Source organism: Pseudomonas sp. PvP027, from assembly GCF_017833005.1.
Taxonomy (GTDB): Bacteria; Pseudomonadota; Gammaproteobacteria; order Pseudomonadales; family Pseudomonadaceae; genus Aquipseudomonas; species Aquipseudomonas congelans.
On record NZ_JAFIBK010000001.1, the window covers coordinates 5,303,991 to 5,319,504 of the forward strand.

Annotated in this window: 12 protein-coding genes; 1 reads left to right on the forward strand and 11 read right to left on the reverse strand. The window is 61.6% G+C overall.

Going from position 1 to position 15,514, the window contains the following annotated elements:
* The first annotated feature begins 98 nt into the window (after positions 1-98).
* A complete protein-coding gene (locus JOE33_RS23130; protein ID WP_032611623.1) occupies positions 99-1,052 on the forward strand; it encodes a LysR family transcriptional regulator in 954 nt (317 codons plus the stop codon).
* Here JOE33_RS23130 and JOE33_RS23135 read toward each other — a convergent pair.
* The 11 genes from JOE33_RS23135 to JOE33_RS23185 all read right to left on the reverse strand — a co-directional run bounded on the left by JOE33_RS23135 (position 986) and on the right by JOE33_RS23185 (position 15,269).
* On the reverse strand, positions 986-2,401 hold the full coding sequence (locus JOE33_RS23135) for a lipid II flippase MurJ (protein ID WP_122694434.1): 1,416 nt from the start codon (positions 2,399-2,401) through the stop codon (positions 986-988). The genes JOE33_RS23130 and JOE33_RS23135 overlap by 67 nt on opposite strands.
* Positions 2,402-2,416: 15 nt before the next feature.
* Entirely contained in the window at positions 2,417-3,238 is an 822-nt protein-coding gene (locus JOE33_RS23140; RefSeq protein WP_010430888.1) for an acyltransferase, read from the reverse strand.
* A complete protein-coding gene (locus JOE33_RS23145) occupies positions 3,235-4,650 on the reverse strand; it encodes an O-antigen ligase family protein (RefSeq protein ID WP_187625409.1) in 1,416 nt (471 codons plus the stop codon). Before JOE33_RS23145 ends, JOE33_RS23140 begins: the two co-directional genes overlap by 4 nt.
* Entirely contained in the window at positions 4,650-5,750 is a 1,101-nt protein-coding gene (locus JOE33_RS23150; RefSeq protein ID WP_187625408.1) for a glycosyltransferase family 1 protein, read from the reverse strand. Before JOE33_RS23150 ends, JOE33_RS23145 begins: the two co-directional genes overlap by 1 nt.
* Complete coding sequence (locus JOE33_RS23155; protein WP_187625407.1) at positions 5,741-6,958, reverse strand: glycosyltransferase family 4 protein; 1,218 nt, start codon at positions 6,956-6,958, stop codon at positions 5,741-5,743. The genes JOE33_RS23150 and JOE33_RS23155 overlap by 10 nt, the downstream gene beginning before the upstream one ends.
* A gap of 3 nt (positions 6,959-6,961) precedes the next feature.
* Positions 6,962-8,275 carry a cellulase family glycosylhydrolase gene (locus JOE33_RS23160; RefSeq protein WP_187625406.1) on the reverse strand — a complete coding sequence of 438 codons (1,314 nt, stop codon included), beginning with the start codon at positions 8,273-8,275 and terminating at the stop codon, positions 6,962-6,964.
* Between the two features lies 1 nt (position 8,276).
* Positions 8,277-9,455: a glycosyltransferase gene (locus JOE33_RS23165; RefSeq protein ID WP_187625405.1), complete on the reverse strand. Its 1,179-nt coding sequence runs from the start codon at positions 9,453-9,455 to the stop codon at positions 8,277-8,279.
* Positions 9,455-11,446, reverse strand: coding sequence for an exopolysaccharide transport family protein (locus tag JOE33_RS23170; protein WP_010430869.1), 1,992 nt, complete (start codon positions 11,444-11,446; stop codon positions 9,455-9,457). Before JOE33_RS23170 ends, JOE33_RS23165 begins: the two co-directional genes overlap by 1 nt.
* A 17-nt stretch (positions 11,447-11,463) precedes the next feature.
* Positions 11,464-12,243 carry a polysaccharide biosynthesis/export family protein gene (locus JOE33_RS23175; protein WP_010430866.1) on the reverse strand — a complete coding sequence of 260 codons (780 nt, stop codon included), beginning with the start codon at positions 12,241-12,243 and terminating at the stop codon, positions 11,464-11,466.
* A 132-nt stretch (positions 12,244-12,375) separates the two neighbouring features.
* Positions 12,376-13,833 carry a mannose-1-phosphate guanylyltransferase/mannose-6-phosphate isomerase gene (locus tag JOE33_RS23180; protein ID WP_032611607.1) on the reverse strand — a complete coding sequence of 486 codons (1,458 nt, stop codon included), beginning with the start codon at positions 13,831-13,833 and terminating at the stop codon, positions 12,376-12,378.
* Positions 13,833-15,269: an undecaprenyl-phosphate glucose phosphotransferase gene (locus JOE33_RS23185; RefSeq protein ID WP_010430860.1), complete on the reverse strand. Its 1,437-nt coding sequence runs from the start codon at positions 15,267-15,269 to the stop codon at positions 13,833-13,835. The genes JOE33_RS23180 and JOE33_RS23185 overlap by 1 nt, the downstream gene beginning before the upstream one ends.
* Between the last annotated feature and the right edge of the window lie 245 nt (positions 15,270-15,514).

The following is a 15,514-nucleotide window of genomic DNA, read 5'->3' on the forward strand; positions in this document are numbered from 1 at the left end:
CCATCAGTCTACGGATCGACAGTCAATCTTCTAAACGGGTAATCTCTCTCATCGTTACCTGTTTTGCAGGTAGGTTTGCTCCGTGAGAGAAGAAGGCCTTGAGAATCAACCTGCGGCAATTACAGATTTTTTGCGCGATCACCCGCTGTGGCAGCACCACCAGCGCAGGCAGCGCTCTGGCGCTGTCCCAGTCAGCGACCAGCGCGGCATTGAACGAGCTGGAAAGCGCACTGGGTACGCGTTTGTTCGACCGCGTGGGCAAGCGGCTGGTGCTCAATGACAGCGGGCAGACACTGCTGCCCCGTGCCATGAAAATGCTGGAAAACGCCCAGCAGATCGAGGACAGCTTTCTGTTGCCCGACGCGGCGCTGAACGCTCGCCTGCGCATCGGCAGCAGTAGCACCATCGGCAACCACGTGGTGCCGCAGATCGTCGGGGCACTGCGCGGCTCGACGCCGCACCTGCGAATCGATGTGGACATCGGCAACAGCGCGCTGATTGCTCGCAAGGTCGCGCAGTTTGAAATCGACATGGGCCTCATCGAGGCACCTTGTCATCTGCCGGAGCTGATCGCCGAGCCGTGGCTGGTGGATGAAATGGTCATCGTCGCCGGCTGCGCCCATCCGCTGGCCGGTCAGGAACACGTATCACTGGGCGAACTGCAGAGCGCCGAGTGGCTGCTGCGTGAGCAGGGTTCCGGGACACGTGAAGAGGTCGAACACTTGCTGCTCAGACATTTGCATGACCTGCAGGACATGCGCCAGGTAGGCAGTTCGGAAGCGATTATGCGCACTCTCGCGCAAGGCATTGGTATCAGTTGCCTGTCCCGTCGTGTGGTCGCCGACCTATTGGCGAGTGGGCAGTTGCGCACGCTTGCCAGCCCGTTGCCGCCGCTCAATCGTCGGTTCTTCATGATCAGGCACCGCGACAAGTTCATCTCGCCGAGCCTGGAGCGCTTCAGGGAAGCCTGCCGCCAGGCCGCCGATCAGGCGGACACGTTGCGCCACGGTTTGAGCCACAGTGCCAGCCCGACCAGCAGTAGCGCGCCATAGACACAGCTAAGGGTCAATTGCAGCCAGGTGTCGTGCAATGGATGCAGCAGCAGGGCGGCGATAGCCATCAGCAGGGCGGCCAGCAACCAGTGACTGCGCCACGGTAAGACATTCAGCAATGCCTGGCGGCGCATCAGCAGCACGCCGGTGACCAGCGCGCCGCCCAGCGCGGCGAGGGCAATGCCGGTCAGGCCGACTGTAAAAGGCAACAGGCCGAGCAGCAGCGCATTGCACAGACTGCCGATCAGCTCGCAGTTGAGCGGCAGGCGCGTGTCACCGGCCGCGTAGGCATAGCGCGCCAGCAAGGCATTCCAGGCACCGAACATCAGCGGTACGGCAAACCAGGCCAGCAGCCCCGGTAGCGGCCCGCCCTGGGTCTGATCGGGCAGCAACAGTGTCACCAGCGCCCCGGCCGCGCCGATCAGCCCGGCCACCGCCGGCAAGGTCAGCAATGTCGCGCTGCCCAGTCCGCGTTTCAGCAGCGACAGGCGCTGATCGCCGGCACTGCCGCTCATCAGACCGAGCAACACCTGATTCAGGCTCATCAAGGCAATCAACGGCAGGTTGATCAGCTTGCGCGCCAAGTTGACCCAGGTCACCGCGCCCTCGCCGAGCAGCGAAGCCACCATGCGCTCCAGCAAGGCGAGACCCTGGCTGGCCAGGTTGCTGCTCAGCAGCGGGCCGATACGCTGCAACAGCTCACGTATTGCGCCAGCTTCCGCTTGCCACTGCCAGGGCCGCCAGCCCGAACGATACAGGGCTGGCAACAGCAAACCCGGCATCAGCACGCTACCCAGTACGCACGCGCTGGCCAGCCCGGTCGACGTCGAGGCATGGCTGAATGTGGCGAGGTAGATCACCGGCGGCATGTTGAACAGCAGCGAGCCGAGCCCGGCCAGGACGAAGCGCGAACGAGCCTGCAACGGTATGCAGAACAGCGCATGCAGCATGAAGCCCGGTGCGCACCATGCCAGCCAGCGCAGGCCGCTGGCAGCCTGCGCGTAGCCATCGGCGTCCAGCCCCGGACCGATCAGCCGCACCAGCCCTCCGGCGCCCAGCAGCAGAACGACGCTCACTGCCACGCCGGTCAGTAACAGACGCGGTGCCATGCCTCCCAGCCAGCGCTGTTGCCGTTCAACGCTACGCTGCTGATAAAGGGGCAGGGCGGCAGCGCTGAGCAAGCCTGCCGCCAGTGACATGCGCAGCGCTTCGGGCAGGAACATCGACACCAGAAACGCGTCGCTCTGGCCTCCGGCACCCCAAGCCGCCACCAATAGCCATTCGCGGGCAAATCCGGCAGCCAGCCCGGTGAGGGTGGCCAGTGTCAGCCAGAGTGTCGAACCCAGCATCGCCTGCGCTTCTGATCAGTGAAACAAGGTGAACAGGCCTTTGCCGCCCACCTTGTAATTGAGTCCACGGGCGCGCTCGCCCTTGATCTCCGCGTTCGGGCCACTGACGATGGCGTACGGCGGAACCGGTTTGGAGACCACGCTGTTACCGCCCACGACTGCGCCTTCGCCGATGTCGGCGCCGAACGAAAGCAGCGCGCGGCTGCAGATCCAGGCGTAGTCGCCGATCAACACCGGTCCGCCTACTGCCCAGAATTCGGGTTCGTTGAGATCATGTCCGCCGGCGATGATCAGCACATGCGAAGCGATGGTGACGTGATCGCCGATCACCAGTCCGCCACGTGCGTCCAGCTGGCAGTGCCAGCCCACTGTGCTGTCATTGCCGATGCGCAGGCTGTCGACGCCCAGTACTTCGGTATTGCGCCAGACCGTCGACCCCTTGCCGATCTTCGCGCCGCCGATGCGCAACCACAGCAGGCGCAGGGTATGACTGGGAATCTTGCAGATCAGGATGTTGTAAGCCTGCTCCCAGGTGCGCAACATGCGGTCGCGCAGGGTCGGCCAGTTGATCCCGTACAGCGGAATAAGCGCGCCTTGAGTCTCGCTGGCCAGCAGCTTGTAAAAGCGTCGTGCCAGCGGGTGTTCGATTCTCGGCTCGATATTGAGGTAGCAGATGAACGACAGGGTGCGTTCCTTGATACGCGTTTCGAAGCACACTTCGTTGTCCAGCATCCATTGGTAGGCGGCTTCCAGCTCTTCGAGCGGCACCGCCATCTTGCGCGCGTAATCGGGCAGTGCCTCTCTGAGATTATGAGAATGCATCATGCGGTGTTTCATGAGGAGGCTCCCGGCTCGGGTGAGGCGTCAAGGTATCTGGATGGGGTGTCGGGCCTGGCGCGCAGGCGTCGGGTTTCCTGCAGGCTGATGCCGAGCAAGAGCCAGAACACTGCAACCAGCACATTGGTGAAACTGAAGTAATGGTCGAACAGACCGCTGAACAGCGCCGCCAGCACACCGGTGGTGCAGCCCAGCGCGATGGCGTTATCGCGAGTCAGTACGACCCGGCCGCTCGCGGGGCGCACTTCTTTCCACCAACTGAGGGTGATGGCGATGAACAGCAGCATGCCGGGTACGCCGATCTTGTAGATGTAGTTCAGCCACAGGTTGGAAATGCCGAACTCGGTGTAGCCCAATACCGGTGGGTCGGTCTTGAAACCGATGCCGAACGGGAACGTGGCAACTGCGTCGGGGAAATGGCTGTATTCCAGAAAGCGAATCGCGGTACTGGCGTCGTCGTCGCTGAACAGCCCCATCAGCCGGTCTTGCAGAGGCGGATAGAACATCAGCAGAACAATGCCGGCCACCATGCCACCCATCAGCAGCCGTCCCAGGTGCGGAATGCGTCGCCGGGCCATCAGCAGCATCATCGCAATGAGGCTCAACAGCGCGCCGCGTGAGCCGGTCAGCAACAGGCCTACCGCGCCAAGTGCGGCCACCGTGAGGCCCAGCTTGCGAGCCGCGCCGCTGCGCGTCATACCGAAGCAGAAGGCCAGCGGCAGCAGCATCGCCAGCGCACCCCCCGCCACGTTGGGATGCATCCACGGTGAGCCCATGCGACTGGCGAGCGAACGCAGGCTCTCGCTCAGGATGTCGGCACCGCTGTAGCCCAGGCTGCCGAGGATAGGAATGATGGCTGTGGCCGAGCCTTTGGTGACGTAGACCCCGATCGACAGCATCAGCATCAGCAGCGTCCCGCCGAGCAGCGCAATGATCGCGTCTTCCAGCGTCTTCAGGCTGGTCAGCAAGCGTGGCACCAGAAACAGGATCGACAGGTTGAACAGCCAGCGTATCCAGTTGATCGGGCCGTTACCCTCGGCGACGACGGTCAACTGGCCGACCAGAAACGGAAACGCACTGAACAGCATCAGCGCCACCAGCAGCCGTTCGGGGCGCAGCATGTTGGGCAGACGATGGCGTTCCTGAAAGACTGCGTGCAGCAGATAACTTGCCCAGGTCAGCATGATCAGCGCTTCGGACACCGTGGTGCGAATGCCGATCTGAACCGTCGAGTAGGGCAGGAAGGTTCCTAGCAGGCAGAACAGCAGCAGCCCGCGCACCGGCCGACGCATGATCGTGGCAACCGCCACGATACCGATTGCTGCCGCCACCACGAAGGGCGCGGGCAGCATCCAGATCATCACGCCGAACAGCAGGCTGAACAGCAGCCCCAGGGGCAAGGCCAGTGGCATCAGCGCAATTCCTCCAGCGCCGCGTGCACGCGCTCGCAAAAGGCTTTCAACTGGTAGCGCTGCGTCCAGTCCCTGGCAATCGCAGGATCCTCTTCGGGGGCCTGCGACAGGGTGCCCATCAACCTGATCAGATTGCCGCTGTCGACCGGCGAAAAGCGCGGGCTGTCGGGCGGAGCGACTTCGTCCAGCGAGGAGCCCGTGGCCACCGCAACCGGTGTGCCGGTATTCAGTGCCTCAATCACCGGCAACCCGAAACCTTCGCTTCTGGAGGGTTGCCAGAGCCGTTCGGCATTCTTGTAGAGTGCATGCAGTTCGGCGTCGCTCAGGCCGCTGAGCACATGCAGACCCGGTAACTGGCGCTGGGCCTCGGTCAGCGGATCATCGCCACCGACCAGTACCAGCTCCGGAGTATCGACGAATTGCATGCGCGCGGTCTGCCAGGCATCCACGAACCACTTGATGTTCTTGCGCGGTTCGCGGGTGCCCACGCACAGCCAGTAACGCAGCGGCAGTCGCAGGTGAACAATGTCGGCCGGCTCACCCTTGAAGGCTTCCACCAGCAGCGGTATGACGCGCAGCTTGGCCTTGATTCTGGGGAACAGACGCGCTGCTTCGTTGGCAGTGAATTGCGAAGGCACCCAGATCTGGTCGGCAACCTTCAGCGACCAGGCAATCGACAGGTAGTCGGTCATCCGGTAGATCCTGGCTTTCAGTTGCGAACCGTGACTGTTGTGCTGCGTGAGCTGAAACAGATCGTGCAGTTGCAATACGTAGCGCATACCGGCCGGTTTGCGCCCCAGCGGCAGGCCCATGTTGATATTGGCCACGTAGATCTGAATACCGGCGTCGCGCAGGGCAACAGGCAGGAACTGGCCTTCGAAGCGCAGGCGATCCGGCAGCCGCTGCACCGAATTCAGTGGGGCGGCCCAGCGTGGGGTATGTATCAGGCGGCGCACCGGGTGATCGTAGGGGGCTATGCCGAACAGCTGCAATTGCACGTCCGGATGTTCACGAAACGCCTGTTCCAGTGCCAGGTTCTGGCGACCGATGCCGCTGGTGGGGTAACCGGCTGCCGCGCGGTAGTCGAGTCCTATACGCATGAGCGCAATCCTTGCTTGGAGAACGAAAAGCGGGTGTAGATCACTTCCAGCTGAGCGGCCGAAACGGACCAGTCGTGCCGGGCGCGAACATAAACGCGGCCGGCTTCGCCAATCTGCTCGAGCTGCAGTGGTTTGTCAGTGTATTCAGCGATCAGTGCCGCCAGGCCTGAGGCATCCTCGCTGCCCAGGTAATGTTCGCCATGCTTCACCGCCAAGCCGGAAACCCCCTGTGCGGTGGTCACGACCGGCAGGCCGGCGGCCATGGCTTCCAGCGTCTTGAGCTTGGAGCCGCCACCCTGGCGCAGGGGCGCGAAGAATATCGAGGCAGTGGCCTGCAAGGCACGCAGGTCAGGTACAAAGCCCAGCCATTCGATACGCGGGTCAGGCCAGCGCTCGCGCCAGGCCGAGGGCATACCGAAGCCGCCGATGGCAAAACGTACATGGGGTGCCTGAGCCCAGACCTTCGGCATGATCTCGTCCAGCGCCCATTCGATGGCGTCGACATTGGGGCCGTATTCATAATTGCCGATGAACAGCAGGCGATGGCTGTGACGGTCCGCGTGGACGCTGGCGTAGTAATCGCAGTCGACACTGTTGACGACATAGGACGTGGCCCTGCCGCTCAGGCGCGAAAGCGCCTTGGCATCGTCCTCGGTGACGGCGATCAACTCGCCGGTCTGACGAAACACGCGGGTTTCCCAGCGCCGGTAGCGCCAGCGGTCATAGACCGCGAAAGCATTGGCCCAGCGCGGCAGACGGTCGTAGCTGGCGGCACCCAGGTCCGATTCGACATTGTGTTCGGTCAGTACGAAGGGTTTGCCGGAACGCTTGAGCGCGCGCTCGAAGGGCTGAAAGGCATAGGTGTGCTGCAACTGAATAATGTCCCAGTCCTCCTCCAGCAACTGCTCGAAGACTTTTTCAAGGTGCGGCGCGTAGCCGTTCACGCTGGCCAGCATCGGTGGCGCTGCGAACGCCACGGCCAGCACCGTACGCAGGCTGAGCAGCGGGCGGCGGTCGATCACGATCAGGCGTTCCAGCCAGGGCTCCAGCGCCGCGCGTGCGTCGTCGTCCAGCGGGTTCTTGGACTGCACCAGCAGCGTGATGCGATGACCACGCGCTGCCAGGTTGCGCAGCAAATGGTATTCGCGGGTCTTGCCGCCACTGGTGGTGGGCCAGGGCAGGTAGGGTAGCGTCCACAGGATTCGCATGGCTCAGGGCTTCCATTCCAGAATTTGCAGAGTCGGCTTCAACAGCAGGGTGATGCCCCGGCTGCCGGTCAGCGGGGTGCTGCTACCGGTCAATGGGTCGTGGACCACAGCATCGGTGATAGTCGGGAAATTCAATGACGTGCCCGCTGCGCTCCAGAACATCAGTAAATGCGAGCCATCTGCGCGCGTCCACGGAACGGCATAAAGGTCGTCCGGTACGCTGCTCACGGCTGGTGGCTCGGCGGGTTGCAGGCGCGGGCCGGTGATTTTCAGAAAGTTCTGCAGCGCGGTGTAGGCCGGCTTGGGGCTGGCTTGCAGGTCAAGCAGCCCATAGCCCTGATCGCGGGCCGAGGCACGCTCGTCCAGATCACTGAGGTTGAACAGGAAGATGCGCTGGAAATCCATGGCGCTCATCAGCGCCAGACGCCGCAGGGTGTAGTCAGCCTGGCCGGAAGTGCCAATCAGGTGCTGCATCTCCACCGGCCCTGCATAGCTCGACCAGCCCCATTCGGTGGCCCACACCTGCTTGACGCCATTGCTGTGCAACAACTGATTCATCGCATTGGCGCGCACCAGAAAATCGCGATCCGTTGTGGAGTCGCCTTCCGGGTACTCGGAGTAGGGGTGATACGCCGCGACGATATTCTGCTGGCCCAGGCCGTTATCTAGCAGGGTCTGCAGCATGTAGCCGGAGGTGCTGTGCATCTGACTGTAATAAGCCATGCCTGCGGTGACGATCGTCTTGCTCGGCAGGACCGCACGAATCGCATTGGCAGTGGTGGTCAGCAAACGGCCATAGGCAGCCGGGTCCTCTTTGGGCAGCCAGACGATGTTCGGCTCGTTCCAGACCTGCCAGTTGTTGACCTGCGGATAGCGCTGGGCCAGGGCGGTCATGCGTGCGGCAAACACGTTGAAATCCGTCGGCGGATATTGATCGCGGCCCTTTGCATCGGCCGGTGCGCTGCTGGCGAAAGGCGCTGACCCGACCAGATACGCCAGGGTGTTGTAATTGTGCGCCTTGATCGCGGCCATGGCGGCGTCCAGCTCGGTCAGGGCGTAGCGATCCTTTTGCGGCTCGATCAACGGCCAGTGAATGGTCAGTCGCACCCAGTTCAGGCCCAGTTCGTCCAGACGGCTCATCTGCTGTTGATAGATGTCCGGGGCAAAATACTGGAACTGTACGTTGACGCCCAGAAAGTCCGCCCAGACCACTTCGCGGGGAGCCTTGAGGACCGTTGCCGCCTGCGCGGCGCAGCTCAGCGCTGCGCCGAGCAGTACGGTGGTGACGAGTTGCCCGAATCTGGATGGACGCTGCATGTCACTTCTCCTGGCAGGCCTGGCGGAATACATCCCGAAAATGTTCTGCGGTGTGGCTCCAGACTCTGGCCTTGCCCATCTGCGCGGCGTTCTCGGCCCATTGCCTGACCAGCTCCGGTGTTGCGCAGGCACGTGCCAGTGCGCGTGCCAGTCCGTCGACGTCGCCTTGCGGGTAGATCGTGCCGTTGCCATGCGAGACTTCTTCGGCAAACGAGCGTGCATCCGAAGTGATCACGCCTCTGCCACAGGCCACCGCCCACGACAGCGCGCCGCTGGTGCCGCGTAGCTTGCCGAGAATCTTCAGTTTGCTCGACTCGCGATAGGGCAGGACCATGACGTGGTGCGCCTGGATAACCTGCGGAATCTGTTCGGCAGGCAGGTCCAGTTGCCAGTCGATCAGATCGACAAGGCCCAGTTGGCGGATGCGCAGTCGCAGTTGTTCCAGATAACTGCCGGATGGGCCGAAGGCCATTTCCGGCTCGCTGCCACCGGCCAGGGTCAGGCGCACGGTCGAGCGCAGCGCAGGCTGGGCAGTGAATACCCTGGACAGCGCATCCAGCAGGTCCTCGATACCCTTGCCGCGATAAATGAAACCGAAATACAGCAAACGCAAAGGCTTCAAGGGCGGCAACGGCGCGGGGGCGATGTCGAGGTTGCCGTGATTGATGACGGCCATCTGCGCCGCTGTCAGGCCCATGCGCTGGCGCAGGCTCTGGCTGCCCGCCTGGGTCAGCGTCACCAGCCGGGTTATGTGCCGCGCCAGTTGCCGTTCTTCATGCAGGCACAGTGGGTCGGCCAATACCGTGGCGATTTCCGGCAGTGGCGAGCGCATGCCGCTGACGATCGATAATGGCCAGGGCAGCTTCTCGCGCCGCCAGACCAGCCGCTCGGGATCGTGCACCGTCGCGGTCAACGGCAGCTTGGGGAAACGCCGACGCAGTGCGCGCAGGGCTTGAAACTCCGCCAGTCTCCCGCCGCCCAGTTCGGCGTGGACCAGATCGATGCCGCCCCAGTCGGTTTCGGCCACTCGCTGTTCTGCCGCGCGTGGATCGTTGCCGACTCCCTGCAGGGGGGTACTGACCTGCACACCCAGGCCCTCGAGCGCATGCCGCAGATGTCCGGCGTAATCAGCGATGCCATTCTGCTCGGGTGGCAGCGGCGCAAGCAAAGCTATTCGCATCAGCCTCGGCTCCCGATCCGCTTGAGAAAACTCAGGACCTTTTCAGGCACTTCGAAGCGACGACGGTTGATGATGATGCCGTCGACTTTCTTGAATGCGGTGTTGAGGTTGGTCAGCGTGTCTTCCAGCATCGGCACGGTGGTGTCCTGAGCGCGAACCACCAGCACGATCAGGTCAGCCTTGCGCAACAGCACGAAGGCGTCCTGATTCGCCGAAAGTGCCGAAGCGTTGATCAGCACAATTTCGCCCGCAATGGCCGGACTGCGGCCTTCGGTGCGTACCCGATGGCCCTGTTCGATCAGCAGCGCGCTCAACCGCGCGATCACGAACGACACGCCGGCGCCGTACTTGACCGAGGTAAAACCAATGGTCAAGCCGCGCTCTTCCACCTGGTCCAGCGGCAGAATGCCGTACACCCGATGCAGATTCGAGGTGAGGGCTGCACTGCGTTCCTGAGCACGTTCCAGGTCGGGGAGGCTGGTCCAGACCGGAACACCGAAGCTGCTCTCGATCTTGTCGCCGTCGTGAATGCGCTGGTCCAACAGGTAGAAGAAGTACAGCGCCACAGCACCGACCACGACGCTCAACGGGAACGCCAGAAACAGCATCAGCAGGCTTTTCGGAAACACCCGGCTGGGGTTGAAGGTCGCTTCCTCAATGGTCGCGATATTGCTGATCTGGCTGTTGTCCAGTTCACGGTCGATACGCGATTTTTCCAGGCTGTTTTTGTACAGCGCATAACTTTTCTCTGCCGCATCCAGCTCGTTCTGCAGGCGTGAAAGTTCCGGCTCCAGATTCAGTGCCTGCTGGCGGTCGCGTTCCAGTTGCGCGATTTGCTCGTTCTGCTGGATGAACTGGGTTTGCAGGCGTGCGTAGCTGGTCTGCTGGTCGGCATACACGTTCTGCATGCGGTTGTAGATCGGGTTGGGCGTGATGCTTTCGGAACGCTGTACGGTTGCCTCCTGTTCCTTGAGCAGCTTTTTGAGGTTACTGACTTCCTCATTGATCGCACGAATCGGCGGCGCCTCGTCCTTGAACGAGCGGAGCATTTCCTGACGCTCTACTTCCTTGCCGTTGATGCGGTTCTGCAGGTCCTGGCGATTGGGGTTGAGGGCCAGTTCGCGGCCTGCCGAGACGGTCTTGGGCTGCTCTGCCAGTTGTTTTTTCAGCAGGTCCAGACCTGCCTTGGTCGAGGCAATCGAACGGGTGGTGTTGTTGCGCTCGGTGCGCAGGTCGTTGAGCGCCTGCGAGGTGTCCGCCAGGCGCTGGGCGATGCTCACTGCGCTCAACTGATTCAGGTAGTTCTGGATCTGCTTCTTGTACTCGATGATGTTCGCACCGGTGGTCTTCACTTCCCCTTCGTAGAATGCGTACAGGCTGACCCGCCCCAGCGTCTTGGTGCGTTGTGTCTGGTACTCGGTGATCCAGGTCTTGAGCACCGTCTGCGCGACTTCCGGGTCGTTCCAGGTAAACCTCAGCTCCATCACCGATGAGCCAGGCTCATGGCTGACCTTGAAGTTTTTCTCCAGATCCTCGGCCAGACGCTCGGCCTGGGAGCGGTGCTCCACCAGTCCGATGAATTGCAGAACGCTGCGCACGCCGTTGACGAGCGCACCGACAACAGTCTTGATACCGTTCTTCACCGAGGCCAGGGCGCCGGTTTCGGGAGGCACCATGGATAGCTCGGCGAGGTACTTCTCGGACACGGCACGCATGATCGGTCGCCCGCTGAGCATGCGCTCCTCGTCGAGCAGCGGATCGCGCAGGCCGCTCGGAATCACGATGGCCTGACGATCGGACAGCTCGATAGGCACAGTGCTGCTGTCGCGGCCGGGCTTGACTAGCAGCAGGGCGGTGGATTCATAGCGGTTGGGGAGCAGAAACGCACCCAGAAGAATGATGACGAACGTCGCCAGCACGGTAATCCTGACTTCGCGCTGGAAGATGAAAAGCAGGCGCAGCAAGTCGCGGAATGAGCGGATGTTGATCATGTCTGTTTCCCTGACAATTAATTGTTGTTGCGCAGCTCGTAATTCAGGCCCAGGCCGATCGACTTCGCGAAGGGGATCAACTGGTTGAAATACAGGGACACGCCGTCAACCTTGTTGCCGACCGATGACTTGGGAACGAACACGATATCGCCGCGTTTCAACAGTACCGGTGCGGTGGGGCCTCCTGCGCCTCCGGCCCAGAGAAACTTGCTGTAATCGAAGAAGTAGGTCTTGTAGAGCCCGTTTTCTTCCTGACGCAGAAGCGCGACCTGGCCGGCATCGGCATCGAGCGCCACGCCGCCGGCGCCGACAATGGCCTGGTCGAGGTTGGTGGCGACGTTGACCGGCAGGGTGACCGAGTTGCGCACCGCGCCACCGACGAACACCGTATTGCCCGGTGACTGGGAAATGTTGATGGTCAGCGCGGTCTCGCGGTAGACATTCTGCAGCTTGCTTTCCAGCAGGTCGTTCAGTTGCTGGAGGGTCAGGCCTGCGGCTTTGACGGTGCCGATGTAAGGGTATGAAAAGGTGCCGTCGTTGAGCACCTGAAACAGGGTCAGTTCATAGATGGAGTTGGCGGTGAACGCCGAAATCGACGGCGCTTCGCCACTGTTGCGCACGATGCGCAGCGTGTCGCCGGGGCGGATTCGCTCCGGCGGCAGCGGTTTGCCAGCCAGCGCGCGGCCTGCAGCCTGGCCAGCCTCGATTTGCGCACGGTCATCGGGCAGGCCCACCCTGGAAGGGGTATTGCACGCACTCAACAGCAATAAGCTGGCAATCAGCATCATGCTTTTCATTGTTCCTGAACTCCTGTCATGCACAAATACAGCTCCCTCGCGGGTAATAAATTCATGTTGGCGGGTCGTGCCTGTTCCGGGTGCTGTCGATTGCGTGCCGCTTGAATCAAGCGGCGCTTATTGCTGCGCCGATCAGTTCTTCGCGGCCTTGTCGGGTGCACGTCCATAAATATCGGTAAAACGCACAATGTCGTCTTCGCCCAGGTACTCGCCGCTCTGGACCTCGATCATCACCAGATCGATGACACCGGGGTTGACCAGACGGTGCGTGTGGCCCGGTTTGATGAAGGTCGACTCGTTGGTATCCAGCATGAATTCACGTTCGCCGTTAGTGACGCGGGCCATGCCGCTGACCACGATCCAGTGTTCGCTGCGGTGATGGTGCATCTGCAGCGACAGGGACGCCTGCGGGCGAACCACGATGCGCTTGATCTTGAAACGCTTGCCCTCTTCGAGGACGGTGTATGTGCCCCAGGGACGGGTGACCGTGCGGTGCAGGCGGTAGGCATCATGGCCTTGGCGCTTGAGCTCCTGAGCGATGATCTTGACGTCCTGACTGCGACGACCGTCGGCGATCAGCAAGGCGTCAGGGGTGTCGATGATGATCAGGTTGTCGAGGCCGATAGCGCCCACCAGACGCTTGGGCGAGTCGATGTAGCAGTTGCTGACGTCGTGCAGCACGGTTTCGCCATTGCAGTAGTTGCCTTGAGCATCGCCTGGGGACAGTTCACGCACTGCCTGCCACGAGCCGATATCACTCCAGCCAATCTGGCAGGGCACCACGGCGACTTTGTCGGAGCGTTCCATTAGCGCGTAGTCGATGGAAATATCCGGTGTCAGGGCAAACGACTCACTGTCCAGTTCGACTTGCAGCTCACGGTTGCCTTCCTTGCGCGGGCTCGACTCCAGGCACGCGCTGACGGCGCTGAGGACGTCCGGCGCATGGGTGCGCAACTCGCGCAGCACGGCGTCGGCGCGCATGCAGAACATGCCGGCATTCCAGAAATGCTGGCCACTGTCCAGATAGCCCTGGGCGGTGATCGCGTCGGGTTTTTCGACAAAGCGGGCGACCTGACAGGCTTCGGCAGTGAGCGCGGGGCCTTTCTCGATGTAGCCGAAACCGGTTTCCGGCGCGGTCGGCAGGATGCCGAACGTCACCAGCCAGCCTTCTGCGGCCAGCTTCTGTGCGGCGCTCACTGCTCTGGAGAATTCCGCCATGTCGGTAATCAGGTGATCGGCCGGCAACACCAGCAGTTGCGCATCGTCGCCATACAGCTGGCTGACATGCAGTGCCGCAGCGGCGACGGCAGCGGCCGTATTACGGCCGAAGGGTTCGAGGATGAAATCCAGGCGGGCATTGCCTTTGTTCAACTGGCGGTAGTCGTCCACCGTGCGGAAGTACACTTCCCGGTTGGTAACCGTCAGCAGACGCTCGACGCCGGGCAGACCGACCGCACGCAGAAAGGTCTTCTGCAACAGGCTCTGACCGTCCGGCAGGCGCATGAACGGCTTGGGCATGGCTTCACGCGAAACCGGCCACAGGCGAGTGCCGGAGCCGCCGGCAATAATGCAGGGAATGAGAGTGCTCATCAGTAAGCCTCACGGGTGAATAGCACTGCAGGCACAGTGCGCATAAGGATGTAGAGGTCGAACCAGACGGACCAGTTTTCTATGTACTCAAGGTCGAACTCGACGCGTTTTTCGATTTTTTCAACGGTGTCGGTTTCACCCCGATAGCCGTTGATCTGCGCCAGCCCGGTAATGCCTGGTTTGACGCGATGCCGTGAGGTGTACTCCTTCACCGCCTGCTCGAACAGAATCCCGGCAGCCTTGGTTGCCGTGGCATGCGGGCGCGGCCCGACCATCGACATGCTGCCCGCCACCACGTTGAACAGCTGTGGCAGTTCATCCAGGCTGGTTTTGCGAATGAAGCGACCGACTCGTGTGATTCTGGCGTCGCCGCGGGTGGTCTGCCGTTCGGCGGTGGCATCGGCCTGGTGCTGATGCATGGAGCGGAACTTGAATACTTCGATCAAACGATTGTTGTACCCGTAGCGCTTCTGACGGAAAAACACCGGGCCTGGCGAATCGAGCTTGATCGCCAGCGCGACCAGCAGCATCAAGGGTGACAGTGCGAGCAATGCCAGCGATGACAGCACGATGTCTTCAGCACGTTTGATAAACGGCGACCAGCCATTGAGCGGCAGATCCGAGGCGTTGAACATCGGCAGCCGGGCGACTTCGGTGATGCGGTTGTGGGTGTGCCGGAAGGCGATCATGTCCGGCACCAGCAACACATTGACCGGCAGCCTGCGCAATTCGCGGATGATGTAGTCCATGCGGTTTTCTGCCGTCCAGGGCAGGGCGACCAGCACCTGAGTCACTTTCTCTTCGCGGATCAGCCGTTCCAGATCGCTGGTATTGCCCAGCAGCGGCAGGTTGGCCACGGTCTTGGGCATGCGGCCGATACGGTCGTCGATAAAGCCGGTCACACCTGAACGAATGTCCTGATGCTCAAGCAGGTATTCGGCCAGACGCTGACCATTCTCCGTTGCGCCGAGAATCACGGCGTGCTGCAGGAAGACGCCCTTGCGCATCTGACGTTTGAACAGCATCAGCAGCAGCAGGCGGACAATGCCGAACAGCGCAAGGCTGGTCAGGTACCAGATCAGCAGTTCTTCGGGTGGGAGGTAGCCGAACAGGCCCATCGCCTGCTGCATGAACAGCAGCAGGCCGAAGGCAGCGGTCCAGGCCAGCGCCATCGCGCCCATGCGCAGATCGTTGCTGAACAGCGCTTCGGAATAGACGCCCATGGCCTGAAACACCAGCACCCCGACGAAGCCGAAAAACAGCAGCATGGTCAGGTAACCCTGTTGTGTTTCGGCGCCGCCGTTGTTGACCAGCAGCATGATCACGAAGCCCGGCAGAATGCAGGCGATGCCGTGAGCCAGGCGGATGCCGAAAAGAAAATATTCGACCAGGCTGGTGCGGGTCAGCGAAAGACTGTCGACGGGCTGCAACCTCATAGAAATCCCTTACTCCCTGTATGCGCCTGAATTCTTCTGATCCTGGACGTCTTTCTATTGTCTGCCTGCAACACCCTTGAGGTGTTTCTATGTGGGCTGTATCCAAGCGTAGCCAGTTACACGTCGTGCTGATGAGGAATCCGGACCGTCTTTTGTGAATATCACTTTATATGTGTCGTCCCTTACCGGATTTTATTTAAGCCTTTTCAATCATTTGTGAAGGAAATTTCCCTCAAGTGAGGGTG

Excerpts from the sequence above, each read along its gene's own strand:
- JOE33_RS23135 (WP_122694434.1), bottom strand. The coding sequence starts at position 2,401 with ATGCTGGGTTCGACACTCTGGCTGACACTGGCCACCCTCACCGGGCTG.
- JOE33_RS23140 (WP_010430888.1), bottom strand. The coding sequence starts at position 3,238 with ATGAAACACCGCATGATGCATTCTCATAATCTCAGAGAGGCACTGCCC.
- JOE33_RS23145 (WP_187625409.1), bottom strand. The coding sequence starts at position 4,650 with ATGCCACTGGCCTTGCCCCTGGGGCTGCTGTTCAGCCTGCTGTTCGGC.
- JOE33_RS23150 (WP_187625408.1), bottom strand. The coding sequence starts at position 5,750 with ATGCGTATAGGACTCGACTACCGCGCGGCAGCCGGTTACCCCACCAGC.
- JOE33_RS23155 (WP_187625407.1), bottom strand. The coding sequence starts at position 6,958 with ATGCGAATCCTGTGGACGCTACCCTACCTGCCCTGGCCCACCACCAGT.
- JOE33_RS23160 (WP_187625406.1), bottom strand. The coding sequence starts at position 8,275 with ATGCAGCGTCCATCCAGATTCGGGCAACTCGTCACCACCGTACTGCTC.
- JOE33_RS23165 (WP_187625405.1), bottom strand. The coding sequence starts at position 9,455 with ATGCGAATAGCTTTGCTTGCGCCGCTGCCACCCGAGCAGAATGGCATC.
- JOE33_RS23170 (WP_010430869.1), bottom strand. The coding sequence starts at position 11,446 with ATGATCAACATCCGCTCATTCCGCGACTTGCTGCGCCTGCTTTTCATC.
- JOE33_RS23175 (WP_010430866.1), bottom strand. The coding sequence starts at position 12,243 with ATGAAAAGCATGATGCTGATTGCCAGCTTATTGCTGTTGAGTGCGTGC.
- JOE33_RS23180 (WP_032611607.1), bottom strand. The coding sequence starts at position 13,833 with ATGAGCACTCTCATTCCCTGCATTATTGCCGGCGGCTCCGGCACTCGC.
- JOE33_RS23185 (WP_010430860.1), bottom strand. The coding sequence starts at position 15,269 with ATGAGGTTGCAGCCCGTCGACAGTCTTTCGCTGACCCGCACCAGCCTG.